At 49.1% G+C, this 24,694-nt stretch carries 22 protein-coding genes and 1 tRNA gene; 9 read left to right on the plus strand and 14 right to left on the minus strand.

Translation table 11 applies throughout. The annotated features are described in order from the left end of the window. Positions 1–188: 188 nt before the first annotated feature. Positions 189–1,592: a dihydrolipoyl dehydrogenase gene (gene lpdA, locus LLH06_RS02600; RefSeq protein ID WP_228171705.1), complete on the minus strand. Its 1,404-nt coding sequence runs from the start codon at positions 1,590–1,592 to the stop codon at positions 189–191. Between the two features lie 250 nt (positions 1,593–1,842). Here lpdA and LLH06_RS02605 point away from each other — a divergent pair, with 250 nt between their 5' ends. Further along, positions 1,843–3,138, plus strand: a complete 1,296-nt coding sequence (locus LLH06_RS02605) for a hypothetical protein (RefSeq protein WP_228171706.1) — start codon at positions 1,843–1,845, stop codon at positions 3,136–3,138. A gap of 68 nt (positions 3,139–3,206) precedes the next feature. Beyond that, positions 3,207–5,072 carry a CocE/NonD family hydrolase gene (locus tag LLH06_RS02610; RefSeq protein ID WP_228171707.1) on the plus strand — a complete coding sequence of 622 codons (1,866 nt, stop codon included), beginning with the start codon at positions 3,207–3,209 and terminating at the stop codon, positions 5,070–5,072. Between the two features lie 79 nt (positions 5,073–5,151). On the opposite strand, the gene LLH06_RS02615 is transcribed toward LLH06_RS02610, so the two are convergent. From LLH06_RS02615 to LLH06_RS02630, 4 genes are read right to left on the minus strand one after another with little or no spacing between them, the layout of a single operon-like run. Next, on the minus strand, positions 5,152–5,388 hold the full coding sequence (locus LLH06_RS02615; RefSeq protein WP_228171708.1) for a cytochrome b5 domain-containing protein: 237 nt from the start codon (positions 5,386–5,388) through the stop codon (positions 5,152–5,154). Beyond that, a complete protein-coding gene (locus LLH06_RS02620) occupies positions 5,385–6,065 on the minus strand; it encodes a lycopene cyclase domain-containing protein (protein WP_228171709.1) in 681 nt (226 codons plus the stop codon). Before LLH06_RS02620 ends, LLH06_RS02615 begins: the two co-directional genes overlap by 4 nt. After that, positions 6,066–6,608: a hypothetical protein gene (locus tag LLH06_RS02625; RefSeq protein WP_228171710.1), complete on the minus strand. Its 543-nt coding sequence runs from the start codon at positions 6,606–6,608 to the stop codon at positions 6,066–6,068. It abuts the gene before it with no gap. Continuing rightward, positions 6,608–7,441 carry a phytoene/squalene synthase family protein gene (locus LLH06_RS02630; RefSeq protein WP_228171711.1) on the minus strand — a complete coding sequence of 278 codons (834 nt, stop codon included), beginning with the start codon at positions 7,439–7,441 and terminating at the stop codon, positions 6,608–6,610. The genes LLH06_RS02625 and LLH06_RS02630 overlap by 1 nt, the downstream gene beginning before the upstream one ends. Positions 7,442–7,541: 100 nt before the next feature. Here LLH06_RS02630 and LLH06_RS02635 point away from each other — a divergent pair, with 100 nt between their 5' ends. Then, a complete protein-coding gene (locus LLH06_RS02635) occupies positions 7,542–9,023 on the plus strand; it encodes a phytoene desaturase family protein (protein WP_228171712.1) in 1,482 nt (493 codons plus the stop codon). Here LLH06_RS02635 and LLH06_RS02640 read toward each other — a convergent pair. Beyond that, positions 9,006–9,308 (minus strand): hypothetical protein, encoded by a 303-nt coding sequence (locus tag LLH06_RS02640; RefSeq protein WP_228171713.1) that lies wholly within the window; start codon positions 9,306–9,308, stop codon positions 9,006–9,008. The genes LLH06_RS02635 and LLH06_RS02640 overlap by 18 nt on opposite strands. Before the next feature lie 297 nt (positions 9,309–9,605). Between LLH06_RS02640 and LLH06_RS02645 the strand changes: the two genes are divergently transcribed. Next, a complete protein-coding gene (locus LLH06_RS02645) occupies positions 9,606–9,791 on the plus strand; it encodes a CsbD family protein (protein WP_157539946.1) in 186 nt (61 codons plus the stop codon). Positions 9,792–9,959: 168 nt separating this feature from the next. On the opposite strand, the gene LLH06_RS02650 is transcribed toward LLH06_RS02645, so the two are convergent. Further along, positions 9,960–12,383, minus strand: coding sequence for an outer membrane beta-barrel family protein (locus LLH06_RS02650; protein ID WP_228171714.1), 2,424 nt, complete (start codon positions 12,381–12,383; stop codon positions 9,960–9,962). Between the two features lie 377 nt (positions 12,384–12,760). Here LLH06_RS02650 and LLH06_RS02655 point away from each other — a divergent pair, with 377 nt between their 5' ends. Continuing rightward, complete coding sequence (locus tag LLH06_RS02655) at positions 12,761–13,840, plus strand: Ldh family oxidoreductase (protein WP_228171715.1); 1,080 nt, start codon at positions 12,761–12,763, stop codon at positions 13,838–13,840. A gap of 10 nt (positions 13,841–13,850) precedes the next feature. Here LLH06_RS02655 and LLH06_RS02660 read toward each other — a convergent pair whose 3' ends face one another. Then, a complete protein-coding gene (locus LLH06_RS02660; protein WP_228171716.1) occupies positions 13,851–14,399 on the minus strand; it encodes a pyridoxamine 5'-phosphate oxidase family protein in 549 nt (182 codons plus the stop codon). 107 nt (positions 14,400–14,506) lie between these two features. On the opposite strand from LLH06_RS02660, the gene LLH06_RS02665 reads away from it, so the two are divergent. After that, the gene (locus LLH06_RS02665) at positions 14,507–15,061 is read left to right on the plus strand and encodes a hypothetical protein (protein WP_228171717.1); all 555 of its coding nucleotides are present in this window, start codon (positions 14,507–14,509) and stop codon (positions 15,059–15,061) included. 68 nt (positions 15,062–15,129) lie between these two features. Beyond that, positions 15,130–16,785 carry a M1 family metallopeptidase gene (locus LLH06_RS02670; RefSeq protein WP_228171718.1) on the plus strand — a complete coding sequence of 552 codons (1,656 nt, stop codon included), beginning with the start codon at positions 15,130–15,132 and terminating at the stop codon, positions 16,783–16,785. 11 nt (positions 16,786–16,796) lie between these two features. Here the strand turns inward: LLH06_RS02670 and LLH06_RS02675 are convergent, their stop codons facing one another. From LLH06_RS02675 to LLH06_RS02695, 5 genes are all read right to left on the minus strand, one after another. Next, entirely contained in the window at positions 16,797–17,075 is a 279-nt protein-coding gene (locus LLH06_RS02675; protein ID WP_228171719.1) for a UBP-type zinc finger domain-containing protein, read from the minus strand. A 7-nt stretch (positions 17,076–17,082) separates the two neighbouring features. Next, positions 17,083–18,114 carry a hypothetical protein gene (locus tag LLH06_RS02680; protein ID WP_228171720.1) on the minus strand — a complete coding sequence of 344 codons (1,032 nt, stop codon included), beginning with the start codon at positions 18,112–18,114 and terminating at the stop codon, positions 17,083–17,085. A gap of 11 nt (positions 18,115–18,125) precedes the next feature. Beyond that, positions 18,126–19,841, minus strand: coding sequence for an ArnT family glycosyltransferase (locus tag LLH06_RS02685; RefSeq protein ID WP_228171721.1), 1,716 nt, complete (start codon positions 19,839–19,841; stop codon positions 18,126–18,128). Between the two features lie 116 nt (positions 19,842–19,957). Further along, positions 19,958–20,401, minus strand: a complete 444-nt coding sequence (locus LLH06_RS02690; protein ID WP_228171722.1) for a sterol desaturase family protein — start codon at positions 20,399–20,401, stop codon at positions 19,958–19,960. Between the two features lie 78 nt (positions 20,402–20,479). Beyond that, positions 20,480–21,400, minus strand: coding sequence for a PfkB family carbohydrate kinase (locus LLH06_RS02695; protein WP_228171723.1), 921 nt, complete (start codon positions 21,398–21,400; stop codon positions 20,480–20,482). Between the two features lie 87 nt (positions 21,401–21,487). On the opposite strand from LLH06_RS02695, the gene LLH06_RS02700 reads away from it, so the two are divergent. Together LLH06_RS02700 and LLH06_RS02705 are read left to right on the plus strand one after the other, a co-directional pair. Further along, positions 21,488–21,561 (plus strand) — tRNA-Asn (locus LLH06_RS02700). A 452-nt stretch (positions 21,562–22,013) separates the two neighbouring features. Beyond that, a complete protein-coding gene (locus LLH06_RS02705) occupies positions 22,014–24,299 on the plus strand; it encodes a PAS domain-containing protein (RefSeq protein WP_228171724.1) in 2,286 nt (761 codons plus the stop codon). A 24-nt stretch (positions 24,300–24,323) separates the two neighbouring features. Here the strand turns inward: LLH06_RS02705 and LLH06_RS02710 are convergent, their stop codons facing one another. After that, positions 24,324–24,686, minus strand: coding sequence for a winged helix-turn-helix transcriptional regulator (locus tag LLH06_RS02710; RefSeq protein ID WP_228171725.1), 363 nt, complete (start codon positions 24,684–24,686; stop codon positions 24,324–24,326). Between the last annotated feature and the right edge of the window lie 8 nt (positions 24,687–24,694).

The following is a 24,694-nucleotide window of genomic DNA, read 5'->3' on the forward strand; positions in this document are numbered from 1 at the left end:
GCAAGAGAGCAGTGCATCGGGAAATGCACTTTCAATACCACTAATATACTAAAAAAATTAGCAATTGCAAGGTTTTTGTGAACTTTTATTGGAAGAGGGAACGGAGGAACTTAAACGAAAAAAGCTGCAAGGGTCACTTGCAGCTTTTAATTATTCTGGAGGTATGGTTAAAACACTATACCGTGATCTTAAATGTGTATAGCGCGGTTATCGGTAGCGGCTAAGCAAGCCTCACGAATGGCCTCGGTATAGGTGGGGTGAGCGTGGCTCATGCGGGTCACGTCCTCAGCGCTGGCACGGAACTCCATAGCAACCACACCCTCGGCGATCATATCGGCCGCACGCGGACCGATCATGTGTACGCCTAGTATCTCGTCGGTAGTGGCATCGGCCAGTACTTTAACAAAACCATCTATATCCATGCTGGCACGTGCACGGCCACTGGCCTTGAACGGGAACGAGCCGGCCTTGTATTTAACGCCTTGTTCTTTCAGTTGCTCCTCGGTTTGGCCAACGCTGGCAACCTCTGGCCAGGTATACACCACACCAGGTATCAGGTTATAGTTGATATGTGGTTTTTGACCGGCAATGATCTCGGCCACAAAAGTACCTTCGTCCTCAGCTTTGTGAGCCAGCATAGCGCCGCGGATCACGTCGCCAATGGCGTAAATGCCTTTTACCTTGGTCTCCAGGTGCTCGTCAACAGTGATCTTTTTGCCGCGTTCTTCTACGGTGATTCCAATGTTCTCTAAACCTAAACCATCGGTATATGCTACACGGCCAACGGCCACCAGGCAGTAGTCGCCTTTCAGCTCTTTGCTTTCGCCTTTCGGGGTGTCAAAGCTAACGGTCACTTCGTCGCCTTCAACTTTAGCGCCGGTCACTTTGTGCCCCAGGTAAAATTCCATGCCGATCTTCTCAAGGCTTTTCTTCAGTTCTTTACCCAAACCTTTATCCATGGTCGGGATGATCGAATCCATGAACTCGATCACTGATACTTTGGCACCCAAACGGGCGTATACCGAACCCAGTTCCAGGCCGATCACACCACCGCCGATCAGCACCAGATGTTTAGGTACCTCAGGCAGGGTAAGGGCCTCGGTAGAGGTGATGACACGTTTTTTATCGATCGGTAAAAATGGTAACGACGACGGCTTCGAACCGGTAGCGATGATCACATTTTTGGTGGTCAGGGTCTCTTCGGTACCATCGGCCTTTTTAACCACGATGGTGTTCTTGTCCTTAAATGAACCTACACCTTGGTAAGTGGTTACCTTGTTCTTCTTCATCAGGAAAGTGATACCGCCGGTGGTTTGTGCAACTACCTCATTTTTGCGGGTGATCATTTGCTTGAAGTCTACCGAAAGGTTATCCAGGTTAATGCCGTGGGTCTTGAACGTGTGAGCAGCATTGTGGTAGTGCTCGCTCGAATCAAGCAGGGCTTTTGACGGGATACAGCCCACATTTAAGCAGGTGCCACCAAAGGTGCTGTATTTCTCGATCATGGCCGTTTTCAGACCCAGTTGGGCGCAGCGTATAGCAGCCACATAGCCACCCGGACCCGAACCTATTACGATAACATCATATTGCATAACGGTAAGATATTTTGTTGGTGCCCAAAGGTAATACTACACCGGGTAAAACAGGTAATATTTGAGTAAAAGAATGTGGGGGGATGTGGGGTGAGAGGTGAGTAGTGAGGGGTGAGTGGTCGGTAGTTCGGTGCCCTGGTAGTACTGTTCACTTTAATTCGACTCTCACTAAATACCAAATGGGCGCCGCAGAGCATTTCGCTATATAACAAAAGATCATTACTTTAACCTCATCCTATCCATCACCATTATGACCGATCTTGCTGCCGACCACCACACGCCTTGGCCGTTCGGGCTTAAATTCGCTTTCCGGTTCTTTTTCGTGTTCTTTATCCTGTTCGTGTTCTTCGTACCGAATGGGGCGGTGCCTTTGCTAAACGTGTTTTACGATAGCTACATACAGCCCATGCACGGGTTGGTGGTATGGCTGGGCGCCCATGTACTGCACCTACCCCAACCGATCACCACCTTTACCAACGGCAGCGGCGATACCACTTACGACTATATCGTGCTGCTCGTGTGCGCAATATCAGCACTGGTGGGCGCCACGGTATGGTCGGCGATCAGGCGCGGGCCTTGTAATTATACTAAGCTGTACTATTGGCTCGTCGTGGTGGTGCGGTTCTATGTGGCGTTCACCATGATCAGTTATGGCGGGGTAAAGGTGATCAAATTGCAGTTCCCGTACCCAAACCTGTACCGTTTGCTGCAACCCTACGGCAACTCATCCCCTATGGGCCTGGCGTGGACGTTCATGGGCTTTAGCGAGGGCTATAACTACTTTACCGGACTGGCCGAACTAAGCTGCGGCATCCTGCTGCTCTTCCGCCGCACCACGGCGCTGGGTGCGCTGATCGGCTTCGTGGTGTCGGCCAATATCATGGCCATTAATTATTGCTTTGATGTTCCGGTTAAGATCGTATCCACCTTGCTTACCATCATGTGCCTGTTCATCCTCAGTAAAGATGCCGGCCGTTTCCTCAATTTGCTGATCCTGAACCGCCCGGCACAGCCGGCCAACCTGACGCCTATGCGGTTCCGTAAAAAGTGGAAGAACATCACCATGGCCACTCTCAAATACCTGGTGATCGCTTATGTGATCGCCAGCGATGTGAGCAATCTTTTCTATGGCTATAACAACTATGGCGACCATGCCTCCAAGCCGCCACTTTACGGTATTTACGAGGTGAAAAGTTTTGTGCGCGGCAAAGACACCGTGGCCCCACTGATCACTGACACCACCCGCTGGCGCAGGCTGGTGATCAATTATAAAGGCACCGCACGTGCCTATTTGATGAATGATAGCGTACGTAACCTTAACTTCGAGGTCGATACCGCCAAAAAGCTCGCTACCGTTTACAGCGCGACCGACACCCTGCATAAATACAAGCTGCATTATGCACGCATCCCGAAAGATACACTGCTGCTGAAAGGTTTTTATAAAGGTGATACTGTAAACGTCAAACTCCACCGCTTTGACGAGAAGAAATTCAGGCTCACCAGCCGGGGTTTCCACTGGGTCAATGAGTATCCGTACAACCGGTAGGCCGTTATGTTAGGTAGCAAAGGGGTTTAAGCTTATCTTTAACGCAGCTAAACTATAATTCGAAACAAATGAGAACGATTTGCTTATGGCTGCTGGCCTTCAGCGTTACCTGTACGGCCGCTTTTGCGCAGGGTACCAACTATGCTTCCACGCATTACACCAAAAAGGAAGTATACATCACCATGCGCGATGGCATCAAACTATTCACCGCCATTTATACGCCTAAAGATGCCTCGCCACAAAAAAAGTATCCCATGGTGATGCAGCGTACCTGCTACAGCGTTGCGCCTTACGGTGCCGATCAATTCCCGGCCCGCCTTGGCCCGTCAGAAACGATGATGAAGCAAGGCTACATCGTGGTTTACCAGGATGTGCGTGGCCGCTACAAAAGCCAGGGCACCTGGACCAACATGACGCCCGTGATCGATAACAAAAAGAGCAAAAAGGACGTTGACGAAGGTTCAGATACTTATGACACCATTGACTGGCTGGTGAAGAACGTGCAGTTCAACAATGGCCGCGTGGGCCAGTGGGGCGGTTCTTATCCGGGCTTTTACACTGCGGCGGGTGCTTTGTCGGGCCACCCGGCTTTAAAGGCCTCATCGCCGCAGGCTCCGATCTCTGATTTTTGGTTCGATGATTTTCATCATAACGGTGCCTTGTTGGAATCTTACTTTTTCACCTACCCGGTATTCGGCGTGCAAAAGACCGATACCACCAGTAAGGCCTGGTACACCATGCTTGATACCAAAGGTCAAAAGGATGGCTACCAGTTCCTGCTGGATATGGGGCCTTTGACCAACGCCGACAAATATTACAAAGACAACTTTTACTGGCAGGAGACCGTTAACCACCCTAACTATGATGAGTTTTGGCAAAAACGCGACCTGCTGCGCCATTTAAAAGATATTAAACCTGCCATTATGGTGGTAGGCGGATGGTATGATGCCGAAGATCTGCGCGGTCCGCTGGCCATATTCAAGACCATTAACAAGACCACCCCGCAAGCCTACAATACCATTGTGATGGGGCCATTTGATCATGGCGGCTGGGGCCGCGAGCGTGGGCATACCCTGCACAGCAACGTGTACTTTGGCGATAGCATTGCCACCTTTTACCAACGGAACATCGAGGCCAAATTCTTCGAGCACTTCCTGAAAGGGAACGGCAGCAAAGAGAGTGGTTTGCCAAAAGCCTACATGTACAACACCGGTAAAAAGGAGTGGGCCACCTTTGCGCAATGGCCGGTAGCCAACGCCGTTAAAGAGAAGCTTTATTTAGGTGCCGATGGAAAGCTGCCTATGAGCCAGCCTGAAGGTAATGGTTCAGTATCATTCATCAGCGATCCGTTAAAGCCGGTTCCTTACACCGAGGATAATACCACCACCATGGGCTTTACTCCGCGCAACTACATGAGCGAGGATCAGCGCTTTGCCGGCCGCAGGCCTGATGTATTGGTGTTCCAGAGCGATGTGCTGAAGGATGATGTGACCCTGGGTGGCGAGATCATGGCGCACCTTAAAGTGGCCACCACCGGTACCGATGCCGACTGGATCGTGAAGCTGATCGATGTTTACCCTTCCGATGAGCCTAACCACGCTTACATGCCTAACAAGAACATCATTTTGGCCAACTACCAGCAAATGGTACGGTCTGAGATCATGCCCGGCCGTTTCCGTAACAGCTTTGAAAAGCCAGAGGCATTTGTTCCCGGTCAAAAAGCTAACGTGAACTTGAAGCTGCAGGATGTGCTGCATACTTTTAAAAAAGGTCACCGCATCATGATCCAGGTGCAGAGTACAGCGTTCCCGCTATTTGCCCGCAACCCGCAAAAATTTGTGTCCAACCCGTACAAAGCCACCGAGGCAGACTACATCAAAGCTACCCACACCGTTTATAACGACAGCTACGTAGAGGTAGATGTGTTAAAATAGACCAATACAGATTCTAAAAAGAAAGGGGCGTTCATAATATGGATGCCCCTTTCTTTTGTTGGTTAGTAGCCTGCAAAACCTACTTCAATACGCCAATGACGGTAAAACGGCCGAACACTTCCTCGGTGTGCGGTGCACCCGATAGTTCTTCGGTGAGGTCCTGGCCGGCCCAGTGCTCATAGTGCTTGCCGTTGTGCCATAGGCGGCTGGCGGTCACATCATAGATCAGCCCCTGGTAGGCCACCCAGATCTGCGGCTTGTCCTGCCCGTTGCGCAGGGCCAGTTGGGAGCGGGTATAGGCAGGCAGTTCGGTCATGATCGGTTGGCGCGGCGTTTAAAGTATTCAAAAAAGCCCACGTTCATCATCAGTAAGGCCATAGAGTAAAAGTGATCTTCGAGCGGTATGGTACCTACCCTAATGGCCATATTCTCGTGGTTATTGTACAGCACGATAGGGATACTGGTGAGCAGCCCATTCACGAGGTAGAACGGAAGTAACGATACCGCATAGGCCATATAAAAACGCCCTAACCAGTACGATGGCCGTATAAATTGTACGATCAGGATTAGTACCAGCAGCAACCCAAAGGTAACGGTGGTGTATATCCTGTCGTAATACATCATGAGCAGCACGATGCACAGCATCACCAATAAGGTCGATAGCCAGCGCACCAGGCTTACCGGCGGGCTCCACTTAACGTAGTAGTTAAGGCAGGCATAAATAAAGATGCACGAAAAAGGGACCGTTAAAAAGAACAGGATCTCTTCCAACGGTAACTGCATGAATTTGATGCCGGTGATGTACTCGCTGTTGAACCACCAAACCCCTTTAATGGTAAATAGCACGTCCCAAAACAGGAAGATGAGCCCTGTGATAGCCATTCCCGGCCAAATGTAGCGCCAGCTTTTATGAAAGGCTACCCGCTTATCAAATGACAGCAGTATAGGGAACAGGATGGTCAGGAAGTTGATCAGGAGGTAAGCGTAGGTCATTTACTGGGCAGCTAATTGGCTGCGCAGCTTTTGTACCTGCGCGGGTGTACAACGGTCGCTATCGATCAAAAACTTAATGATGGTATGCACCAGCTCGGGATCGGCCGAGGTGTAGTGCTTTTTATTGAGTTGGGTGATCATGGCATCACGATCGGCGGTCAAATTCTTGTTATAACCCAAAAAGCCCGGCACGTTATGCTCGATCGAGAAGCGCATAAAGCGGATCTCGATATTATCGGGTTCGCGGCTAACGGCGGTCTTAAAGGTCTTTTCTGCATCGTTCAAGTACTTCACCTTATAGTACGGGTTCCAGGCATGCTTGGCCTTCAGGGCCTGTACGGCTCCAATGTAAGCCACGGTAAGCGGGCTTTTATCAGCTTCGGCGGTAAGTACGGTGTATAACGAGTCGGTAAGTGTTTTTTTCTCAAGCGCCTGTAAAAGCTGCCTGCGGATCACTTTGGGTTCGGGGATATCGGCAAAGGCAAGGTTGGTGAGTAACAGCAGCGGCAATAACGAACACCAGATCGGGTATAGCACCCTCATCAGATCACGTTAAGTTTTTGCTGTACAAGCGCTTTAAAATACAGGGCCAGCTTTTGCGTGTCAGACACCCTGATCCGTTTTTGCAGGATCACGTTGGCCGGTGTGCGGCATATCTTCTCGAATAACTGGCGGTAATAGGTATAAGCGATGTAAACGCCTAAACGGGTACCTTTCGGTAAACGTTTAATGCCCTCGTAGGCGTCATCAAAGTCCTGGCGTATATTGGCCTCGATCTGCTGTTTATCGGCCTCGCTGAAGTGCTTTAGGTCCACCAGCGGGAAATAGGTGCGGCCGCGTTCTTCCAAATCGGCCTTCACATCGCGCAAAAAGTTCACCTTTTGGAAGGCCGAGCCCAGGCTGCGGGCCATTGGGCGCAGTTGATCGTAAAGGTCGGCGTCGTTCTCGCAAAAAACGCGCAGGCACATCAGGCCCACCACCTCGGCCGATCCGTAAATGTACTTCTCGTAGCTCTGGTCGGTACAGGTGGTCAGGTCAAGGTCCATCTCCATCGAGCATAAAAAAGCGTTGATCAGTTCTTCTTCGATGTTGTAATCCTTTACCACTTTTTGAAAGGCATGCAGGATGGGGTTCAAACTGATACCCTGGTGCAGGGCTATAAAGGTATCAGCCCTGAAATTGGCCATCAGTTGCCGTTTGTCATGGTCATGAAAAGTGTCAACGATCTCATCGGCGCAGCGTACGTAACCATATATGGCGTAAATAGGCGCTCTGAAGCGCTTATCGAAGGCCATGATACCTTTACTGAACGAGGTGCTGTATCTGGTGGTGAATACTTTGCTGCATTCGAAGCTGGTATCGTCAAATAAATTCATGGGAAGGGCAGATGTTATATCTCAAATGTACATATAAAACAAAGTAATTGTTTGTTCGGCGGCCGAAACATTTTGTTTAATTTTCGCTTGTAAACACGGCATGTACCAAAATAAAGTTATTGTGATAGGGGCCGGCTTTGCCGGTCTGGCAGCGGCCACGCTGCTGGCCAAAGAGGGCCACGAGGTCATCATCCTTGAAAAGAACGATCAACCGGGAGGCCGGGCGCGGGTATGGGAAAAGGACGGTTTCGTTTTTGATATGGGCCCGAGCTGGTACTGGATGCCTGATGTGTTCGAGCAGTATTTTGGGCTGTTCGGTAAAAAGCCTTCAGACTATTACGAGCTTACCCGCCTTGATCCAGGTTACCGCATTTGGTACGGCGCTAACGATCTGATGGACGTGCCAGCCGGTATGCCCGAGTTGGAGGCCATGTTCGAGCAGCATGAGCCTGGCAGCGCCGCCCGCCTGCGCGAGTTCCTGGCACAGGCCAAGTACAAGTACGAGGTGGGCATGGGCGAATACGTGTTCAAGCCATCGCACTCATTGGCCGAGTACATGGATCTTGGCTTGCTGAAAAAGAGCCTGGGCATACAACTGCTCACCAGCATGAGCAAGCACGTGCGCCAGTTCTTCAAAGACCCCAAACTGATCAAGATGCTGGAGTTCCCGGTATTGTTCCTGGGCGCTACCCCGCAAGATACCCCGGCCATGTACAGCATGATGAACTACGCCGACCTGGCTCTGGGCACCTGGTACCCGCAGGGCGGCATGAACCAGATCGTGCAGGGCATGGTGAAACTGGCCAAAGAATACGGGGTCGACATCAGGCTCAACACCGAGGTGGCTCATATTAAAGTAGATGATGGTCGTGCTACCGACATCTACACCAATAAAGGCACCCTCACGGCCGACCTGGTGATCGCCGGGGCCGATTACGAGTACGTGGACCAACACCTGATCGATAAGCCGCACCGTAATTACAGCGCCAAATACTGGGATACGCGTACCATGTCGCCGTCAAGCTTGCTCTATTACATTGGCGTTAACAAGCGGGTGGATGGCGTACAGCACCATAACCTCTTTTTTGATGAGGATTTTGACCTGCACGCGCGCGAGATCTATGCCGACCCTAAATGGCCTACCAAGCCGTTGTTCTATGTATCGTGCCCATCCAAAACGGATGCCCATGTGGCGCCTGAAGGTTGTGAGAATCTGTTCTTTTTGATGCCGCTGGCCCCGGGCTTACATGATGACGAGACCCTGCGCGAAAAATACTTCGACCTGATGCTTACCCGTTTTGAAAACATCACCGGGCAAAGCATTCGGGATAACATCGTGGTAAAGCGCAGCTACGCCATGAACGATTTTACTTCTGACTACCATTCTTTTAAAGGTAACGCTTACGGATTAGCCAACACGCTTACCCAAACGGCCTTTTTAAAACCGGCCATGCGCGCCAAAAAGATCAGTAACATGCTCTATACCGGTCAGCTCACGGTACCTGGTCCGGGTGTTCCGCCGGCACTCATATCAGGCCAGGTGGTAGCTGCCGAGGCGGCCAAGCTATTGAAGGCTAAATAAGGTATGCGCTAAAAAGATGATCACGTTGACCAATAGAGCGGCGTAAAGCACCGTGCGGCTGCGTTTGTAGCTGATGACAGCTTTTACCAGGTCCTTCTCGATCTTGCCTGGTGCTTGGCTATTGGCCGTGATCAGTTGCCGGGTATCGATGTTGCCCGTCCACAACTGCAACAGACCGGCGGTCGAGAATTGCCGAAACCGCATGATGCCCAGCGAGCACTGCGCGAACCAGGCAAAGGCCGCTACACCTGCCAACGCGCCCGCCAACTGTAGGTAAAATAACATAACCCAAAGTAACTAAAAAATGTAAGCGCGGCATAGCGCTGATGCGACCCAGAACAGCTGTTTCAAGTGTTTCACCGATGTAACAGTAAGGGCCTCGTTTTACGCTTCCCGGTAATGGAAAAAGCTGTAAAAACCCAACTTTTTCAAGAAAAGCCAATAAATAGTGCTTGTTCGATGCCAGGGCGATCAGCGTATCGTAAATCGTAACACTTCGAGAGCCATCCGGAATATACAAAACCGATCGCCCTAAAACACTATGGATGGTCGGGTGTTGCTTTAATATAAAACTTACCTATTATGGATAAATTAGAGATAAAAGGCGGCTGGAACGAGCTGAAAGGCAAGATCAAACAAGCCTACGCCGACCTTACAGACGATGATCTGAAACACGAAGAAGGCAAAGATGACGAGTTACTCGGCAGGTTACAGCAAAAGACCGGCAAAGGCCGCGACGAGCTGGTAAGCTGGATCAAAAGCTTATAACGACAAAAGGCCCCGCATACCGGGGCCTTTTGTCATTATAATATATGATAGTAGGCCGCTCACGGCCTTTTGTTGCTTGTGGTGAACCAACGGTATAGTGCCAGTACGGCCAGCACCGAGGCCGCATAAGCGATCACCTTTAAGCAAAGCATGATCGTGTCCATCGCATTAATTGCCATTGCTTCCGCTTTTATCGTCGTTGTTGATCGTGCGCTTATTTTTCTTGATATCGCTGCTCAGCTTACCGAACTTGTAGCTCAAGCTCAGGCTGAACGTACGGTAAAATTGGTTCCCGGTGTTTGACTGATAAAGGTCAGGTGTGCTGGTGAACTGCGTGAATTTATACCTTGCCTGGTATGGGTTGCTTAATACCGTGCTCACTGTTAGCTTTTTATTCAGGAACATTTTTGAAGCGCTCAAGCTGCTGTACACATAATCATTAGAGCCGCCCTGTAAAAAGATGTACCTGCGGTTAAAGCCGCCGCCTAAGCCAAAGGTCCAGGTATCGGTAGGTTTGTAAGTTAGGTTGGCATTGGTGTTAGTTCGCCATCCTTTGTTGCTAAAGAACTGACCCATGTACGGTCCTTTCACCCACACATAGAACAGACCCGTGTTGAAACTCAGGGTGAGCTTGTTGGCCAGCGTGTAGTTTCCACTAATGTTCCAGCGTAATATCTTCACGTTGCCGGCATTGTCATAAGTGGTCACCGAGGTATCGTTGCGCAAGGCCAGCACATTCACGATATTATTATCGATCTGGATATAGCTGAGCTTGTTGGTCAGCGTGCCTTTGCCCGTTTTGGTATGTGTAAGCTCGAACAAACGACCGGTCACAGCCTGCAGGTCGGGGTTACCGGTGCTCAGCAACTGTGGGTTACTGCGATCCACGAAAGGATTCAACTGAAAAATGTAAGGGCGTTCGAGGCGGCTGGTATAGCCAAAGGTAAGGCTTTGGTTATTGGGCAGCGTGTGCATTACCGATAATGACGGGATCACATTGGTGTAGCTGGTCTTCAACAAGGTGTTGTTATCGGTTATAAAATTGGCATCTACCCGGGTATGCTCTAACCTGACACCGGCTTTGAACGTCCACTTGGTGAGCTTTAACTGGTACGAATTATAGGCTGCATACACATCCTGGTGGTAGTCAAAATCGTTACGGCGCGACGGGTCTGTCACATAAGTGCCGCCAAGTAACTGCTGACCCGATGCCCGGCTGAACGCATTACGTAATATCGCTTTGGCACCACCCTCAATGGTGAGCCCTTTGATCGGGTAAACCTCATCCAATTGGAAGGTATGTTCCTTGTAACCGGCATCGTTCTGCTGGGTATAATCAGGAACGTTATAATTCACGCGTTCCTGTGCGCTGAGATCGTTAGCGCGACCATCAAGCGAGTACGAGTAACGGTATGACGCCGTGAACAATTGCTGCTTGTTGCGTTTAGCACCTAACTGGTAATTCAAACCGGCGTCAAGTCCTTTCCAGTTGAAGCCGCCGTTGTTCAGCAATAAATATGACTGGGCAAAAGTGCCTGCATTATAGGTGGTGAAACGGTTTTGATCCTGGTCAAAGCTGCCTAGATTATAATTCAATGAACCGGTGAACAAGTTCAGCGTATCCACTTCGTAACTGGCCTCCAGGCTGCTATAAAGGTAATTGCCGCCGTAAGTATTGGTTCCCTGCTGTAAAAATGTAGATGACACATTGCCTGACCCGGCCGGGTCAAATGTTTGGCGAAGGTTGTCAAATTCCATGGTATTGGTACGTTGCCTGCCCATACCGTAAGTGCCTGATATGCCAAACTTGTTAGCCTTTGCGGTACCCGTCAAGTTGATGCTTGGCCCCCAGGGCAAGCTGTAGCGGCTGGTCACGGTTCCGTTATAGCCGTCTTCGGTCTTCTTGGTGGTGATGATGTTGATGATACCAGCTAAGCCTTCGCCATCATATTTGGAGGGAGGGGTAGTGATCACCTCGATCTTTTGTATGCTACTGGCCGGCATAGAGCGTAACACATCTTTGGGGTTGGAGGCCAGCAAGGCCGACGGTTTACCATTGATAAAGATGCGATAGCTCGAACTGCTTTGCAATTGGATATTATCATCGCCATCCACACTTAACAGCGGCACACGGCGCATCATATCCATGGCGGTGAGTGCTTTGCTATCAGGGTCGGCCTGCACATCGTAGCTCAGCCGATCGATCTCTTGTTTGATCAACGGGCGCGATGCGGTAACGCCCACCTCTTTCAATTGCCCATTTGATGGCGCCAGTTGAATAGTGCCCAGATCGGTCATCGTTGCCGAGGCAAAGTTCACCGGGATGGTCTTGGTGGCATAACCGACCGCCACTACTGAAAGTTGATAATGTTTTACCGGTAATTTATTGATCTCGAAGCTGCCGTCAGCTTTGGTGAGGGTGCTTTTGATGCCTTGGGTGCCTGCTGAATCCTTTAATGATAGCGTGATCAGACCCAAAGGCTTTTGAGTGGCCGAATCGGTGATGAGGCCTTTGATAGTGGCCGTTGGTGCCTGGGCCAGGGCAATAAAGGCCATGCACCCGCAGATCGCAGTGAGTATCAGTTTTTTCATATAAAATTTAGCTTGAGGGTGCGTAGTGCGGTTGATGGCAGCTATGCGTGGTCGTGTACAGGTCGGCCAACTTTGTACACACCTATATGACAGGCAAAATATTAGGGCGTTGCACTGAACTGCATTTTTGATGAAACGGCGCTCTTAATATATGATTGAAAGATGAGTTATTAACGAGTGCAACACGCTGATATAATTGTGATTATGCTATGTTCGAGGTTGTGATAAAATTTTTGTTTTCATCGGTATCAGCACATCAAAAGAAGTGTGAAAAGCACCTGTCAGGGTCGGGTGGCCCTTTTTGACTTACTGCGATCAAAAGCCCTTCAATGCTAATATGGCTTTGCAATAGCATGGATAGCTACTATTTTTACACCATGGAGCACATCTTTCCCGAGCAGCGATTACGAGAGTTCACCCACAACATATTTAAGTCGATCGGTTGCAGTGACGAACACGCCCACCTGTCGGCCGATGTATTGTTACGGTCAGACCTGAGGGGCATCGACTCGCACGGTGTGGCTCGTTTGAGCGGTTACGTGCGTCTGTGGGAAAAGCAGCGCATCAATGCCACACCGCAGATCAGGGTGGTACATGAAACGCCCACAACGGCAACGGTAGATGGCGATGCCGGACTGGGTCTGGTTGTAGCACCATTTGCTATGAAAGTGGCCATCAAAAAAGCTCGGGAATATGGTTCAGGATGGGTATCGGTACGTAACTCCAATCACTTTGGTATAGCTGGTTACCACGCACTAATGGCGGTTGAACAGGACATGATCGGATTTGCCATGACCAATGCCAGTCCGCTGGTAGCGCCCACTTTTGCCAACGAACGGCTTTTGGGCACCAACCCTATGTGCTATGCGTTTCCGGCAGGTAAATACCCGCCACTGATCGTGGATATGGCCACCTCGGCCGCGGCCAATGGCAAATTGGAGATAGCCCAGCGCTTAGCAAAGGCCGTACCTGAAGGCTGGATCCAAGACGGCTCGGGTAATTATACCACTGATCCCCATGCTTTAAAAAGCGGCGGCTCCTTATTGCCTTTGGGCAGTGACCGTGAGCACGGCAGCCACAAGGGTTTCGGATTGAGCGCCACAGTAGACATTTTGTCGGGGGTGCTTTCGGGAGCCAACTATGGCCCGTGGGTGCCTCCATTCGTGGCATTCATGGATCCGCTGAACGATCAGCCAGGGCAGGGTATCGGTCACTTTGTGGGCGCTATGCGGGTTGATGGTTTCCGCCCGGTGGAAGACTTCAAGGCTAACATGGACAACTGGATCAGCCGTTTTAAAAATGCTCGCACCGTAGATCCAGATCAAAAAGTGATCATCCCCGGCGAACCGGAGCTGGAAGCAGAGGCAGACCGTAAGCTGAACGGCATACCGCTGGTGAATGCCGTGGTGGATGACCTGAACCTATTGGCCGATCGTTTTGGAATAGAACGGTTGTAGTAGGCTGTCTTTAAAACATCGCAGTAGGCAAACCATCCATACTTACGCGGTTCTTTTCTTCGCGGTATGCTTTCAGGCCTTCTTCACCTTTATTCTCAGCCCATTTTACTGATTGGTCGCGTTCGCCAGTGTAATCGTAATACGGCACACCGAATCCACAGGAGGTTTGTACCTGATCAACATCGGCCACTATGATCTGGCGGGTCGATAGTGGCACGTTATCAAAAAGAGTAATAAGTTCATGCCATTCAGCATCGCCTGGCAATACCGTGCGCCCCTGCCCGTATAAACGCAGTATAAGCGGCGGCCCGTCAAAAGCACAGAACATTATCGTTATGCGGCCGTTTTCCAGCACATGGGCCGAAGTTTCGTTACCGCTGCCTGTGATGTCAAGGTAAGCCACCTTATTATTTTCCAGTATCCTGAAACTGTTCAAGCCTTTGGGCGACACATTCACATGCCCATTAGCACTCAACGGTGCGCTGGCGACAAAATAGATCTTTTGCCGCTCAATAAATTCGCGATGTTGCGGCTGCATATGGTCGAAGAATTTGCCCATGATGAGTTGGTATTTATGGATTCACACAAATATAAATAAGACCACTAAACTTTATGCTTTTGCTGCACTACATTGCATGCGCTCAGGGTTTTTAAGTAATCTCATATATGTACGACAAACTGCAATACCATCAAGAAAACAAAAAATATTTGACCATATACCGTAAAGTGGGCTCAAAGAGTATCGAAACAAGCCACGGCTATATCGTTGCTTTTGCAAAAGATTTTGTCATACTGCAAGAAACGAACGATTTTGAGATAGATGGATACATCATAATCCCTGTTGCCCAAATACATAAGCTTCGTTTTAATAACGTAGATAAGTATTTTGATAAAATAATGGCCATGGAGAAATTAAGCGGTCGTGTAGTACTAAAATATCATGTATCCTTGGATAGCTGGCCATCTATTTTCAGATCATTACAAGACCAAGAACTGACAGTCATCGTTGAATGTGAAGACCCCGATGATAAAAGTTTTGACATAGGCCCTATTATTAAGATTGAACAAGAGACGATACATGTCCAAAATTTTGATGCGCTTGGTTTTTTTGATTTAGAGCCGTCAATCATCGCTTACGGCAAGATCACCAAAGTTCAGTTTAACGGGCGCTATGAGAACATATTCAGCAAATACACCCGACATAGGAAAGTCAGACGCTAATAATTTATTAACATCTTATCTATTTAAGTGGCAATTCGTTTATTTGTAATGCCCTTTTCATCCTCAACATGAATTTCAAAAAACTTCTAACGATAGCAGCGGCCTTTACTTCCCTCACGGCCTCGGCGCAGCTGATGCAAAAAAAAGAGACCTATACCCGTGCTGATACTTTGCGTGGTTTGCTTACCCCTTTGCGTACCTGTTACGATATCAATTACTATCATTTGGATGTGAAGTTCGATATCGATAAAAAGTACATCAGCGGCAGTAATCTGTTCAAGTTCACGGCCACCCAAAATTTCACCAAGCTGCAATTCGATCTGTATGCTAACCTCAAGGTGGATAAGGTAGAGTACAAAGGCAAAGAAGTGCCTTTTACCCGTGAGTTCAACGCCGTATTCGTGACCTTTCCTAAAGCCATAGCCAAAGGCGCCAAGGAAGAGTTCACGGTGTATTATTCAGGCAACCCTACCGTGGCCAAACGGGCGCCGTGGGATGGTGGCGTTGTTTTCACCACCGACTCTTTAGGGAAACCATGGGTAGCCACCGCCTGTCAGGGTGCAGGTGCGAGTATATGGTGGCCTACCAAAGATCACCAGAGCGATGAGGTGGACAGTATGCTGGTGAGCATTAGTGTGCCTGCCGGCTTGAAAGACGTATCGAATGGTCGCCTACGCAAGACCACCACTTTGCCTGATGGCTACACCCGGTTCGACTGGTTCGTGGCCAACCCGATCAACAACTATGATATAGCGGCCAACATTGGCGATTATACGCACTTTGACGATAGTTATATGGGCGAAAAAGGCAAACTCACCCTCGACTATTGGGTGTTGCCTTACCACCTGGAGTTGGCCAAGACGCATTTTGAGCGTGATGTGAAACGTATGCTCAAGTCGATGGAGTACTGGTTCGGCGCATACCCCTGGTATGAGGACGGTTACAAACTGGTGGAAACGCCGCATTTAGGCATGGAACACCAAAGCGCCGTAGCCTATGGCAACAAGTATCGTAACGGTTACCTCGGTCGTGACCTCTCAGGCACCGGCCGTGGCCTCAATTGGGATTTTATCATCATACACGAGAGCGGTCATGAATGGTTCGGTAATAATATCACCTCTAAAGATCTGGCCGACATGTGGATCCATGAAAGCTTTACCAATTACTCCGAATCACTATTCATCGAGCATAACTACGGCAAGGAGGCTGGCCTGGAGTACCTGAAAGGCACACGCAAGAACATACAGAACGACGAACCCATCATTGGTCCATACAATGTGAACAAGGAAGGTTCGGGCGATATGTACTACAAAGGTGGCAACATGCTTGGTACTATCCGTGCCACCATCGGTAATGATGAAAAATGGCGTCAGATCCTGCGTGGACTAAATAGTACCTTCTACCATCAAACAGTAACTACTCAACAGGTAGAGGACTATATGAGCAAGCAGGCCGGACTGAATTTGAAACCTATATTTGACCAATACCTACGCCATACCAAACTACCTGAGCTGGATCTGAAGTTCGAGAACGGTAAGGTTTACGCCAAGTGGACTGCCGACGTAAAAGGCTTTAACATGCCGGTTAAAATGCGCAAAAAGGACGGGCAGTTTTACCTGGTGAAACTGAACACCGAGTGGGCCCCTGTAGGCTTGCCCGGACTTACTAAAGATAACCTGGAGGTAGACACCCTCGAGTTCTGCATCAATGTGAAGACCGAATAAACGGTCTTACATCAATATTCTGCAAAGGCTTCATCAGGGAAGCACCATAACCAGCGCTCGCCCGGCTCGGCCGATGCCATTACCGGGTGCTGGCTGCGGTGGTAATGCTTGGTCATGTGCTTCTGTGGCGATGAATCGCAGCACAAGGTGACACCACATGTTTGGCAGGTGCGCAGATGCACCCAGGTTCCGTTCTGTTTCGCACATTCTTCACAAACGTATTCTTTGGCGGTCTTTACCTCGGTGATCGCGCTTAAATGTTCGCATAAAGGTGGGTTCTGCTCTGCCATGATGATGTTATTTATCGTCCCCGAAATTGAATAGTTTTTTACGACCCAGGTCATACGTGATCCTGAACGCTTGCTGGCTATCGCCCAGTTGACCCGGTGACTGGTGCAAGCTTAACACGAACTGCCCTTTGATGTGTTTGAACAGGAAAGGTGTGTAAATGATATCGAGCCGGTTGTAGGTCTTTTTGCGGTAAAAAGAATCGCCGTAGGTCACGTTGTGGCCTTCGCCTTTATAGAACTCATCATAAAAGGCCAAACGCTTGATGCTGGCATAAAAGCTGGCCACCACGCCAAGCGGTTTCTGAAAGCCGTTCACCGAGCGCACGCGCTCTAACGACATCATTCCGCCGACCTCAACTGAAAGGGAATCAAAAACGGTGTTCTTTCCAAAGTTATATCCTGCACGTATCTGCAATGCGCCGTTATCGCGAATGTGATCATTTGGGATAGACACTGCCGGACCGGCATCGTGCAGTAACATAAAATAGTGCGACAGGTAGAACGGGCCTACAGGGTCGGGCAGGTACTTACCGGCCAAACCGAACAGGAATTGCTCGCGGTCGGTATTGGTTTGGCGGCTTACCCAATCCAGCCATAAGGTCTCGTAGCCATACTCGGTCTGGTAGCGGGTGAGCAGGCCTTCAACATTGGGGCGGTAGTAGCGCAGTGTATCGTTCAAAATAGCACGCGGGTAATTGCTAAGCAGTCCCTCGCGCGGGAACATGCCCGCATTGAACAGCCATTTGTGACTTTCGAACTTGTAATAGGCCACCGGATCTACCTTCAGAAAGTAAGGTTTCGCACCGAACTCATGAATACCGTTGATACCCACTACAAAATGGTTCAGGCTATCGATGTTCAGTCCCAGGTCCAGCGCCAGCCGGGTGCCCGAGTAGGTGCGTGAACGCTCGGTAAAGGCCTTGTATTCGCGGTTGTCCAGAAAGCCGAAACCATTGAAGCCAATGTCGACGCTGTTTTGCGCCTGAACAAGGCCCGTGGTCATTAAAAAGAAGAATAGAAAGTATATCCTTTTGATCATGTATTACTGTGTTATTGGACGGTAAAGTTAACTATCCTGCTGTTACGCCCCCCATTAAAAGGGTAGGTACGTATGGAAAAAATGAGATCATAACGGCCTTTTTCCATCGGTGCGGTCAGGTTCATGTCATATGTGCCGAACTGGTTAGGCGCGATGCTGATATTCTTGAATTCCGCACCGGAACGTTGAATGCTTTTCAGGTCTTCCCTCTGGTAAAAGCAAGCCCTCAATACTGCGAATGAATGCGTGTTCAGACTATCGAACTTAATGGTATCACTGTATGGGTTATGGATCTTCAACTTGAACTGGATCCGTTGACCTGGCTTAGCTGTAACCTTGTAGTTATCGGTAATGATGTCCGCCTTTTGATAAGTGCGCACATCGTTCACCCAGGTGCCATACCAGGTGCCTTTGGTGGTAGCAGTACTATCAGCTATCAGGTTAGGCGTATGCGGGAAGGCATTGATGTAATAAGCACGATGATGTTGCATACTGTCCTCAATGGGCCAAATGTCGTACTGTGTGCGGCGGTAAAATGCCTCATCATAAGCAAAGCCTTTGAGGCTGCGGGTGTAGTAGTTGTATTTAGATATCTCTTGAAAACCCATGGGCGATATCACGAACGCGTTGCCGGCCTTTTGATGGATGGACCGTGCCCATTCGCGATAACCAAAATATTCTTTAAGCGCCGGCAGGCGGGTAATTGCAGGTAGTCCGCTGATCAGCAACAGCCGAAAACCTACGATAAGCCCGGCGTTGATCCAAGCAAGTTTGTAAGCCCATGCAGGTGGATGGCCTTGTGTGGTGCGGATCAGCGTGAGCAACAGCACCGGTACAAAGGCGATGAGCGTCCAATGAGGCTGTACGTTCCCTTTCAGCGTATTGATCAGGAAGAAGATAAAGATACCGAAGCCATTGACCATCAGCGTACGGATGAATACATCTTTAATGCGGGTACCAAATCCATAAACGATCAGGAACCAGCCGATCAGCGGGCCGGCCATCAACAATTGCCCCGGCACGAACAGGTAGGTATGCGCGAACTCATACGTCTCCGAAGAACGCTCGAACAGGTGGTACCTGGCCGATGCATAATCATGCTGTACCTGCCACAAAATATGCGGTATGTACAGCACCCCCGCAATAGCCACGATGGCATAAAAGCTGGGCCTTTTCAGTAATTTGATGTTTGCCGCAAGCGTAAAAATGATGAGCAGCACCGCGTGGTATTTGCTGTAGAACAAGCCCGCCACCACGATGCCCAATAAAAGCGTGGTCCTCCATGCGTCGTGCTCTAAATATCGTTGATACAGGTAGTAGAACAATACCGTGAAGAACAGCAAGGGCGCATCGGGCGTGGTATTGAACCCGTACATGTGAAAGGCAAATATGCTGAGCGCCGATACAATGAACCAGCGCACATCGGCCCCATAACGTTTGGCCATTAGCCACATCACATACATGGAGCAGGTGCTGGTCAGAATGGTCATGAACCTTAGGCCTAACTCATTGTGCAGCAAGCTATCGCCGATACGGATAAAGATGGCTACCATGGGTGGATGGTCATAATACCCCCAATCTAAAAACCTGGAATATACCCAGTAATAAGCCTCATCAGAGTGCAGCCCGAGCGTACATGATTGCAGGATGTTCAGCACCGTCCACCCCAAAAGGAAGAAGAGCAGGTATCGGTCAGATACGGTCTTATTAAGGGTGGATGTTGGCATACGATACACGGCAGACGTTGCTGCAAAGGTAGCTATTTACACACCAATGTGGTCAGCTACTTAGACGATAGCCCACAATGTGCATACACGGCGGTATGTTGTATCGACGAGTAGAGTTATTTTTTGCTGAGATGGTCTTTACCGGTGATCAGCAGCCCGAATTCCTCTGAGGGCCACTTTTGGGTGGAGCGGTGATGGATCTTGTGGGCACGGCGCAGGTTGAGCAAGTAACTGTTATTGGTTTTGAACGGCTTGAATCGGTTGTGGATGAACCAGTCGTGAAAAATAAAATAGATGATGCCATACACGCTGATGCCCAAGCCGATCCATAGGCGGGCATCCATATGGTAATGGCCGGCCCACATGAGCCATAAAGAAAGAGCAGCGAAACCAATGCTGAAGATGTCATTCAACTCGAACCAGCCGTGCCTTTCCTCGTGATGCGTGCGATGTATGAACCACAGCGGACCATGGAAAAGGTACCTGTGCATCAGCCATGACAAGCCTTCCATAGCGGCTACGGTAAGCAGTACAAGGACGATATTGATGACAGCATTCATGTATCTTGTAGAGTTATACGCAGCAGCGGTGGTCTGCAAAGGACCGGCCGCTGCCACTTTTATAACTGCTGCTTTTGATTAAAGTTCTATATCGAAACGGGCCAGATCAACAAATTGCTGTACACGTGCAGCAACTTCCTCATTGGTAAGGTTCTTGATCTTCTCGGTACCAAATTTTTCTACGCAGAAAGAGGCCAGCGCCGAACCGTAAATGATCGCATTTTTCATGTTGTTGAAGTTCACGGTGCCTACCTTGGCTAAATAGCCAATAAAGCCACCCGCAAAGGTATCGCCCGCACCGGTAGGGTCAAAAACATCGGCCAATGGCAATGCTGGAGCTGAGAAGATCTTGTCCTCATGGAACAGTAATGCACCATGCTCACCCTTTTTAATGATCAGGTATTTAGGACCCATGGTCAGGATCTTTTTAGCTGCTTTAACCAAAGAGTATTCGCCGCTTAACTGACGAGCCTCGGCATCATTGATGGTCAGGACATCCACCATCTTGATGGTATCAAGCAGGTCGTTCAGGGCAATGTCCATCCAGAAGTTCATGGTGTCCATCACGATCAGTTTAGGGCGGTTAGTGAGGCGGTTGATCACCGTTTGCTGCACCTGCGGGGTAAGGTTACCCAGCATCAGGTATTCGCAATCCTGATAGCTATTAGGTATAATAGGGTCAAAATCGGCCAGTACGTTCAGTTCAGTGATCAGGGTATCACGGCTGTTCATGTCGTTATGGTAGCGGCCGCTCCAAAAGAATGACCTTTCGCCCTGTTTGATCTGTAGTCCTTCGGTGCCGATCTGATGTGCTTCCAGGTCGGCGATCTCGCTTTGAGGGAAGTCATCACCCACAACCGCCACGATCTTTACCTTGTTGTAAAAGTACGAAGCCGCTAAACTGGCGTAAGTAGCCGCACCACCAACAATTTTATCGGTCTTACCGAAGGGGGTCTCAATAGCGTCAAATGCCACAGTACCAATCACTAATAAACTCATCTGAAAAAAAATTAAAAATATTTGCTGCAAATATTGTGAAATTACCGCAGACTTTATACTTTTGCACCACTCCAAACCGGAAAATACTCCTGAATAGCTCAGCCGGTTAGAGCATCTGACTGTTAATCAGAGGGTCGCTGGTTCGAGTCCAGCTTCAGGAGCGATAGAAAGCCTTTCAGCGTATGCTGGAGGGCTTTTTTGATTTATGCCTATTCCAAAAGAAGTAAATCAGGGGCTCTTTGATAGTACGTTGTTAGTACACTGTTAGTACAACCGTGGACCTGCAGCTTAGTAAGAGGAAGAGATATTAAACTATTAAAGATATAAGAGATCAAACCGAGGACGGAATATTATATATTTTCGCGAAAGAATATCTCTTTTATCTCAATTTAGGTGAGTATACTATATACGCAGGAGTCGTTCTGTTTTTAATTTTATCTATGGTCACCGTTTGGTGACTATTTCGATCTTACACAATATGGCGTAATTGTTTATCGCCATTATCATATCTTCTCAAAATAGTTTGATATCAGCTTAACTTCCTGTTATAATATTGCTTGTTATTTATAGATTTATAACACTCGAAAGGGTACTATTTTACCAAGCTATTGATATGAGATTACCCGCTTCGCTTATCGCTAATGAGCAACAATGGACCATGTTGTTCAATGCTACTCCTATACCAACGATCATTTTAAAGGCCGATCAGCCATTGTTCACAGTGTTGTTCGCTAATGAGGCGTATTTGCTCCTCAGTGACCTAAGAGCCGATAGTTTGGTAGGCAAGAGTTTCACTGTACTCATGCGCGGTTTTTACCATGACATGCAGCAGATCCAACAGCCACTGCAGCAGTTGGTACACGACCGTACGGCGCAAAAACAGAGTGGTGTCGAGTATCAGTTCATAACGCCGCAAGGCGCTGTCACTAAATACTTCGACATCTATAACACCCCTGTAGCAAATGACGACGGCGAAGTTGAGTTCATTATCCGAACGATCAATGATGTGACCGAACTTTGGGAGTCGCAGCAGCGCGAAAAGGCGATCCATGAGGACCTGGTAAGGCATGAACGTTTTTTGACCGATTCGCAGCGGGTAGGGAACGTGGGCAACTGGGAGGTAGATATGTTGAAGCGAACGGTGATATGGTCTGAGGTACTAAAAGACATTTACGAGTTGCCTGCTGATCATGAGCTTACTTTTGAGGGCGGCCTGTCGTTCTATAAAGATGAAGCCTCCCGGAAAGCGTTATTAGAAGCAGTGGATACGGCCATTAAAGGGAGTGGAATGTTCGATATCGAGCTGGGGATCCTCACCCACGCGGGTAACATGCGTTGGATCCGTACCATTGGTAAGGCTGATGTGAATGATGGCCAATGCACCAGATTGTATGGCATTACACAGGATATCACAGCGTCTAAAAAGATCAGGAACGTGCTGACCGAATCCAGGAATCAGTACCAGGCCCTTATCGAGTCGGTGGACGGTGTGGTTTGGGAGGCCGATGCTAATACCTTTGCGTTCAACTACATCAGCAGCAAGATCATCGATATACTCGGTTACACGCCCGAGCAATGGCTCAGCGACCCGAATTTTTGGGCCGATCACATTTACCATGGTGATCGCGAATGGGCTATCGATTTTTGCCAGCGCAATACCAAAGAAGAGATGAACCATGTGTTCGACTACCGAATGGTCAAGGCCGATGGGGGCATAGTTTGGATCAAAGATCTGGTCTCTGTTATCTCCGAAAAGGGTAAACCAACGGTGCTCAGGGGCGTGATGATCGATGTGTCGGTCTCCAAATTACTGGCCAGCCTGGACCATCTCGAAAAAAGTATGCTTCAGCTAGCGGCTGACAGTGAGGAAAGTATCCATCGGATCATCCATCTGTATCTGAAAGGTATAGAGGACCTGCTACCGCATATGAAATGTTCGTTACTACAGGTCAAGAACGATAGATTATACAATATGGCAGCCCCCTCGTTACCAGCAGAATACATGGGGGCCGTGCATGGGCTACCCATTAGTGATAACGCTGGTTCGTGTGGTATGTCAGCATTGAGGAATGAGAAGGTGATCGTGGCCGATATATCAACTCACCCTGCCTGGCATGATCACAAACATTTGGCGTCGAAATTTGGGTTACGGTCGTGTTGGTCGTATCCCATCGTTAACAGTGATAACGAGGTGGTAGCAGTGCTAGGAATGTATTTTGATGACATTAAAAGCTCGGGCGACACCGAAACATTAGTTATTGAACGCTCGGCGGCTATCATAAAAGTGGTGCTGGAGAACTGGCAGCGGGCAAGGATCATTGACGAGAACGCCATGCTGATCGCTCAGGGACAGGAACTAGCCAACTTTGGTAATTGGCATTGGGATATCAATAATAACAAGGTAAGTTGGTCTGACGTTCTCTATACCATATATGGTGTAGAGAAGCAGGATCATGTGGCCACTTTTGAGGGCTATCTTGCCTTGTTGCATGCCGACGACCGGGAAATGGTAAAGGACACCATTTTAGGAGCGCTACACTCCAAAGAGGATGTAATGTTCGAAGAGCGTATCATCAGGCCTGATGGCGAGATACGCTACCTGCGTTCATGGGGCCGGGTGTTACTTGACGCTGCTGGCCGGCCTGAAAAAATGATCGGTTCATGTTTAGATATCACCGCGGCCAAGAACATCGAACTACAATTGTGGGACATCGCCTGGATGCAGTCGCATCTGGTGCGAGCACCGCTGGTAAGGTTGATGGGGCTTATTGACCTCCTTAAAGAGGAACTGGCCGAGCGGGGTACAAAAAATGAGTTGTTCGATCACATCATGTCTACCGCGCATGAGCTTGACCGGGTCATCATCGAGATATCCAACAAAACCATCACGATCGACTGACGCAACAACGTACCGATCCATTCTTTAATTTTCCTTGCGGCTCATATCGCGCTTGGCCCACTCGGCCATGGCATTGATCACCGTCTCCAACTCGCTGCCGCTACTGGTAAGTCTATACGTCACGTAAGGCGGTACCACCGGTTTTGCTTCGCGGATCAACAACCCGTCGGCCTCCAATTGTTTCAGGTGCTGAATAAGCATCTTTTCGGTGATGTGTGGCATAGCTTTCCTGATCTCACTGTAGCGTTTACTTCCTGATAGCAAATGATACAGAATGATCGGTTTCCAATGTCCCCCGATCTTGTTCATTACGTAGGTCACCGGGCAGGCCTGCAACGCGATTCCGCGGTTGGCATTATACGTCGAATTCTCTTTGATCTTGGTCATACATACTT

This window comes from Mucilaginibacter daejeonensis (assembly GCF_020783335.1).
GTDB classification, from domain to species: Bacteria; Bacteroidota; Bacteroidia; order Sphingobacteriales; family Sphingobacteriaceae; genus Mucilaginibacter; species Mucilaginibacter daejeonensis.

Coding starts and splice junctions, on each gene's coding strand:
- LLH06_RS02650 (WP_228171714.1), bottom strand. CDS start 12,383: ATGAAAAAACTGATACTCACTGCGATCTGCGGGTGCATGGCCTTTATT.
- LLH06_RS02665 (WP_228171717.1), top strand. CDS start 14,507: ATGTACGACAAACTGCAATACCATCAAGAAAACAAAAAATATTTGACC.
- LLH06_RS02690 (WP_228171722.1), bottom strand. CDS start 20,401: ATGAATGCTGTCATCAATATCGTCCTTGTACTGCTTACCGTAGCCGCT.
- LLH06_RS02640 (WP_228171713.1), bottom strand. CDS start 9,308: ATGTTATTTTACCTACAGTTGGCGGGCGCGTTGGCAGGTGTAGCGGCC.
- LLH06_RS02705 (WP_228171724.1), top strand. CDS start 22,014: ATGAGATTACCCGCTTCGCTTATCGCTAATGAGCAACAATGGACCATG.
- LLH06_RS02615 (WP_228171708.1), bottom strand. CDS start 5,388: ATGACCGAACTGCCTGCCTATACCCGCTCCCAACTGGCCCTGCGCAAC.
- LLH06_RS02610 (WP_228171707.1), top strand. CDS start 3,207: ATGAGAACGATTTGCTTATGGCTGCTGGCCTTCAGCGTTACCTGTACG.
- lpdA (WP_228171705.1), bottom strand. CDS start 1,592: ATGCAATATGATGTTATCGTAATAGGTTCGGGTCCGGGTGGCTATGTG.
- LLH06_RS02670 (WP_228171718.1), top strand. CDS start 15,130: ATGAATTTCAAAAAACTTCTAACGATAGCAGCGGCCTTTACTTCCCTC.
- LLH06_RS02695 (WP_228171723.1), bottom strand. CDS start 21,400: ATGAGTTTATTAGTGATTGGTACTGTGGCATTTGACGCTATTGAGACC.
- LLH06_RS02680 (WP_228171720.1), bottom strand. CDS start 18,114: ATGATCAAAAGGATATACTTTCTATTCTTCTTTTTAATGACCACGGGC.
- LLH06_RS02625 (WP_228171710.1), bottom strand. CDS start 6,608: ATGAGGGTGCTATACCCGATCTGGTGTTCGTTATTGCCGCTGCTGTTA.
- LLH06_RS02605 (WP_228171706.1), top strand. CDS start 1,843: ATGACCGATCTTGCTGCCGACCACCACACGCCTTGGCCGTTCGGGCTT.
- LLH06_RS02645 (WP_157539946.1), top strand. CDS start 9,606: ATGGATAAATTAGAGATAAAAGGCGGCTGGAACGAGCTGAAAGGCAAG.
- LLH06_RS02655 (WP_228171715.1), top strand. CDS start 12,761: ATGGAGCACATCTTTCCCGAGCAGCGATTACGAGAGTTCACCCACAAC.
- LLH06_RS02675 (WP_228171719.1), bottom strand. CDS start 17,075: ATGGCAGAGCAGAACCCACCTTTATGCGAACATTTAAGCGCGATCACC.
- LLH06_RS02620 (WP_228171709.1), bottom strand. CDS start 6,065: ATGACCTACGCTTACCTCCTGATCAACTTCCTGACCATCCTGTTCCCT.
- LLH06_RS02710 (WP_228171725.1), bottom strand. CDS start 24,686: ATGACCAAGATCAAAGAGAATTCGACGTATAATGCCAACCGCGGAATC.
- LLH06_RS02635 (WP_228171712.1), top strand. CDS start 7,542: ATGTACCAAAATAAAGTTATTGTGATAGGGGCCGGCTTTGCCGGTCTG.
- LLH06_RS02630 (WP_228171711.1), bottom strand. CDS start 7,441: ATGAATTTATTTGACGATACCAGCTTCGAATGCAGCAAAGTATTCACC.
- LLH06_RS02660 (WP_228171716.1), bottom strand. CDS start 14,399: ATGGGCAAATTCTTCGACCATATGCAGCCGCAACATCGCGAATTTATT.
- LLH06_RS02685 (WP_228171721.1), bottom strand. CDS start 19,841: ATGCCAACATCCACCCTTAATAAGACCGTATCTGACCGATACCTGCTC.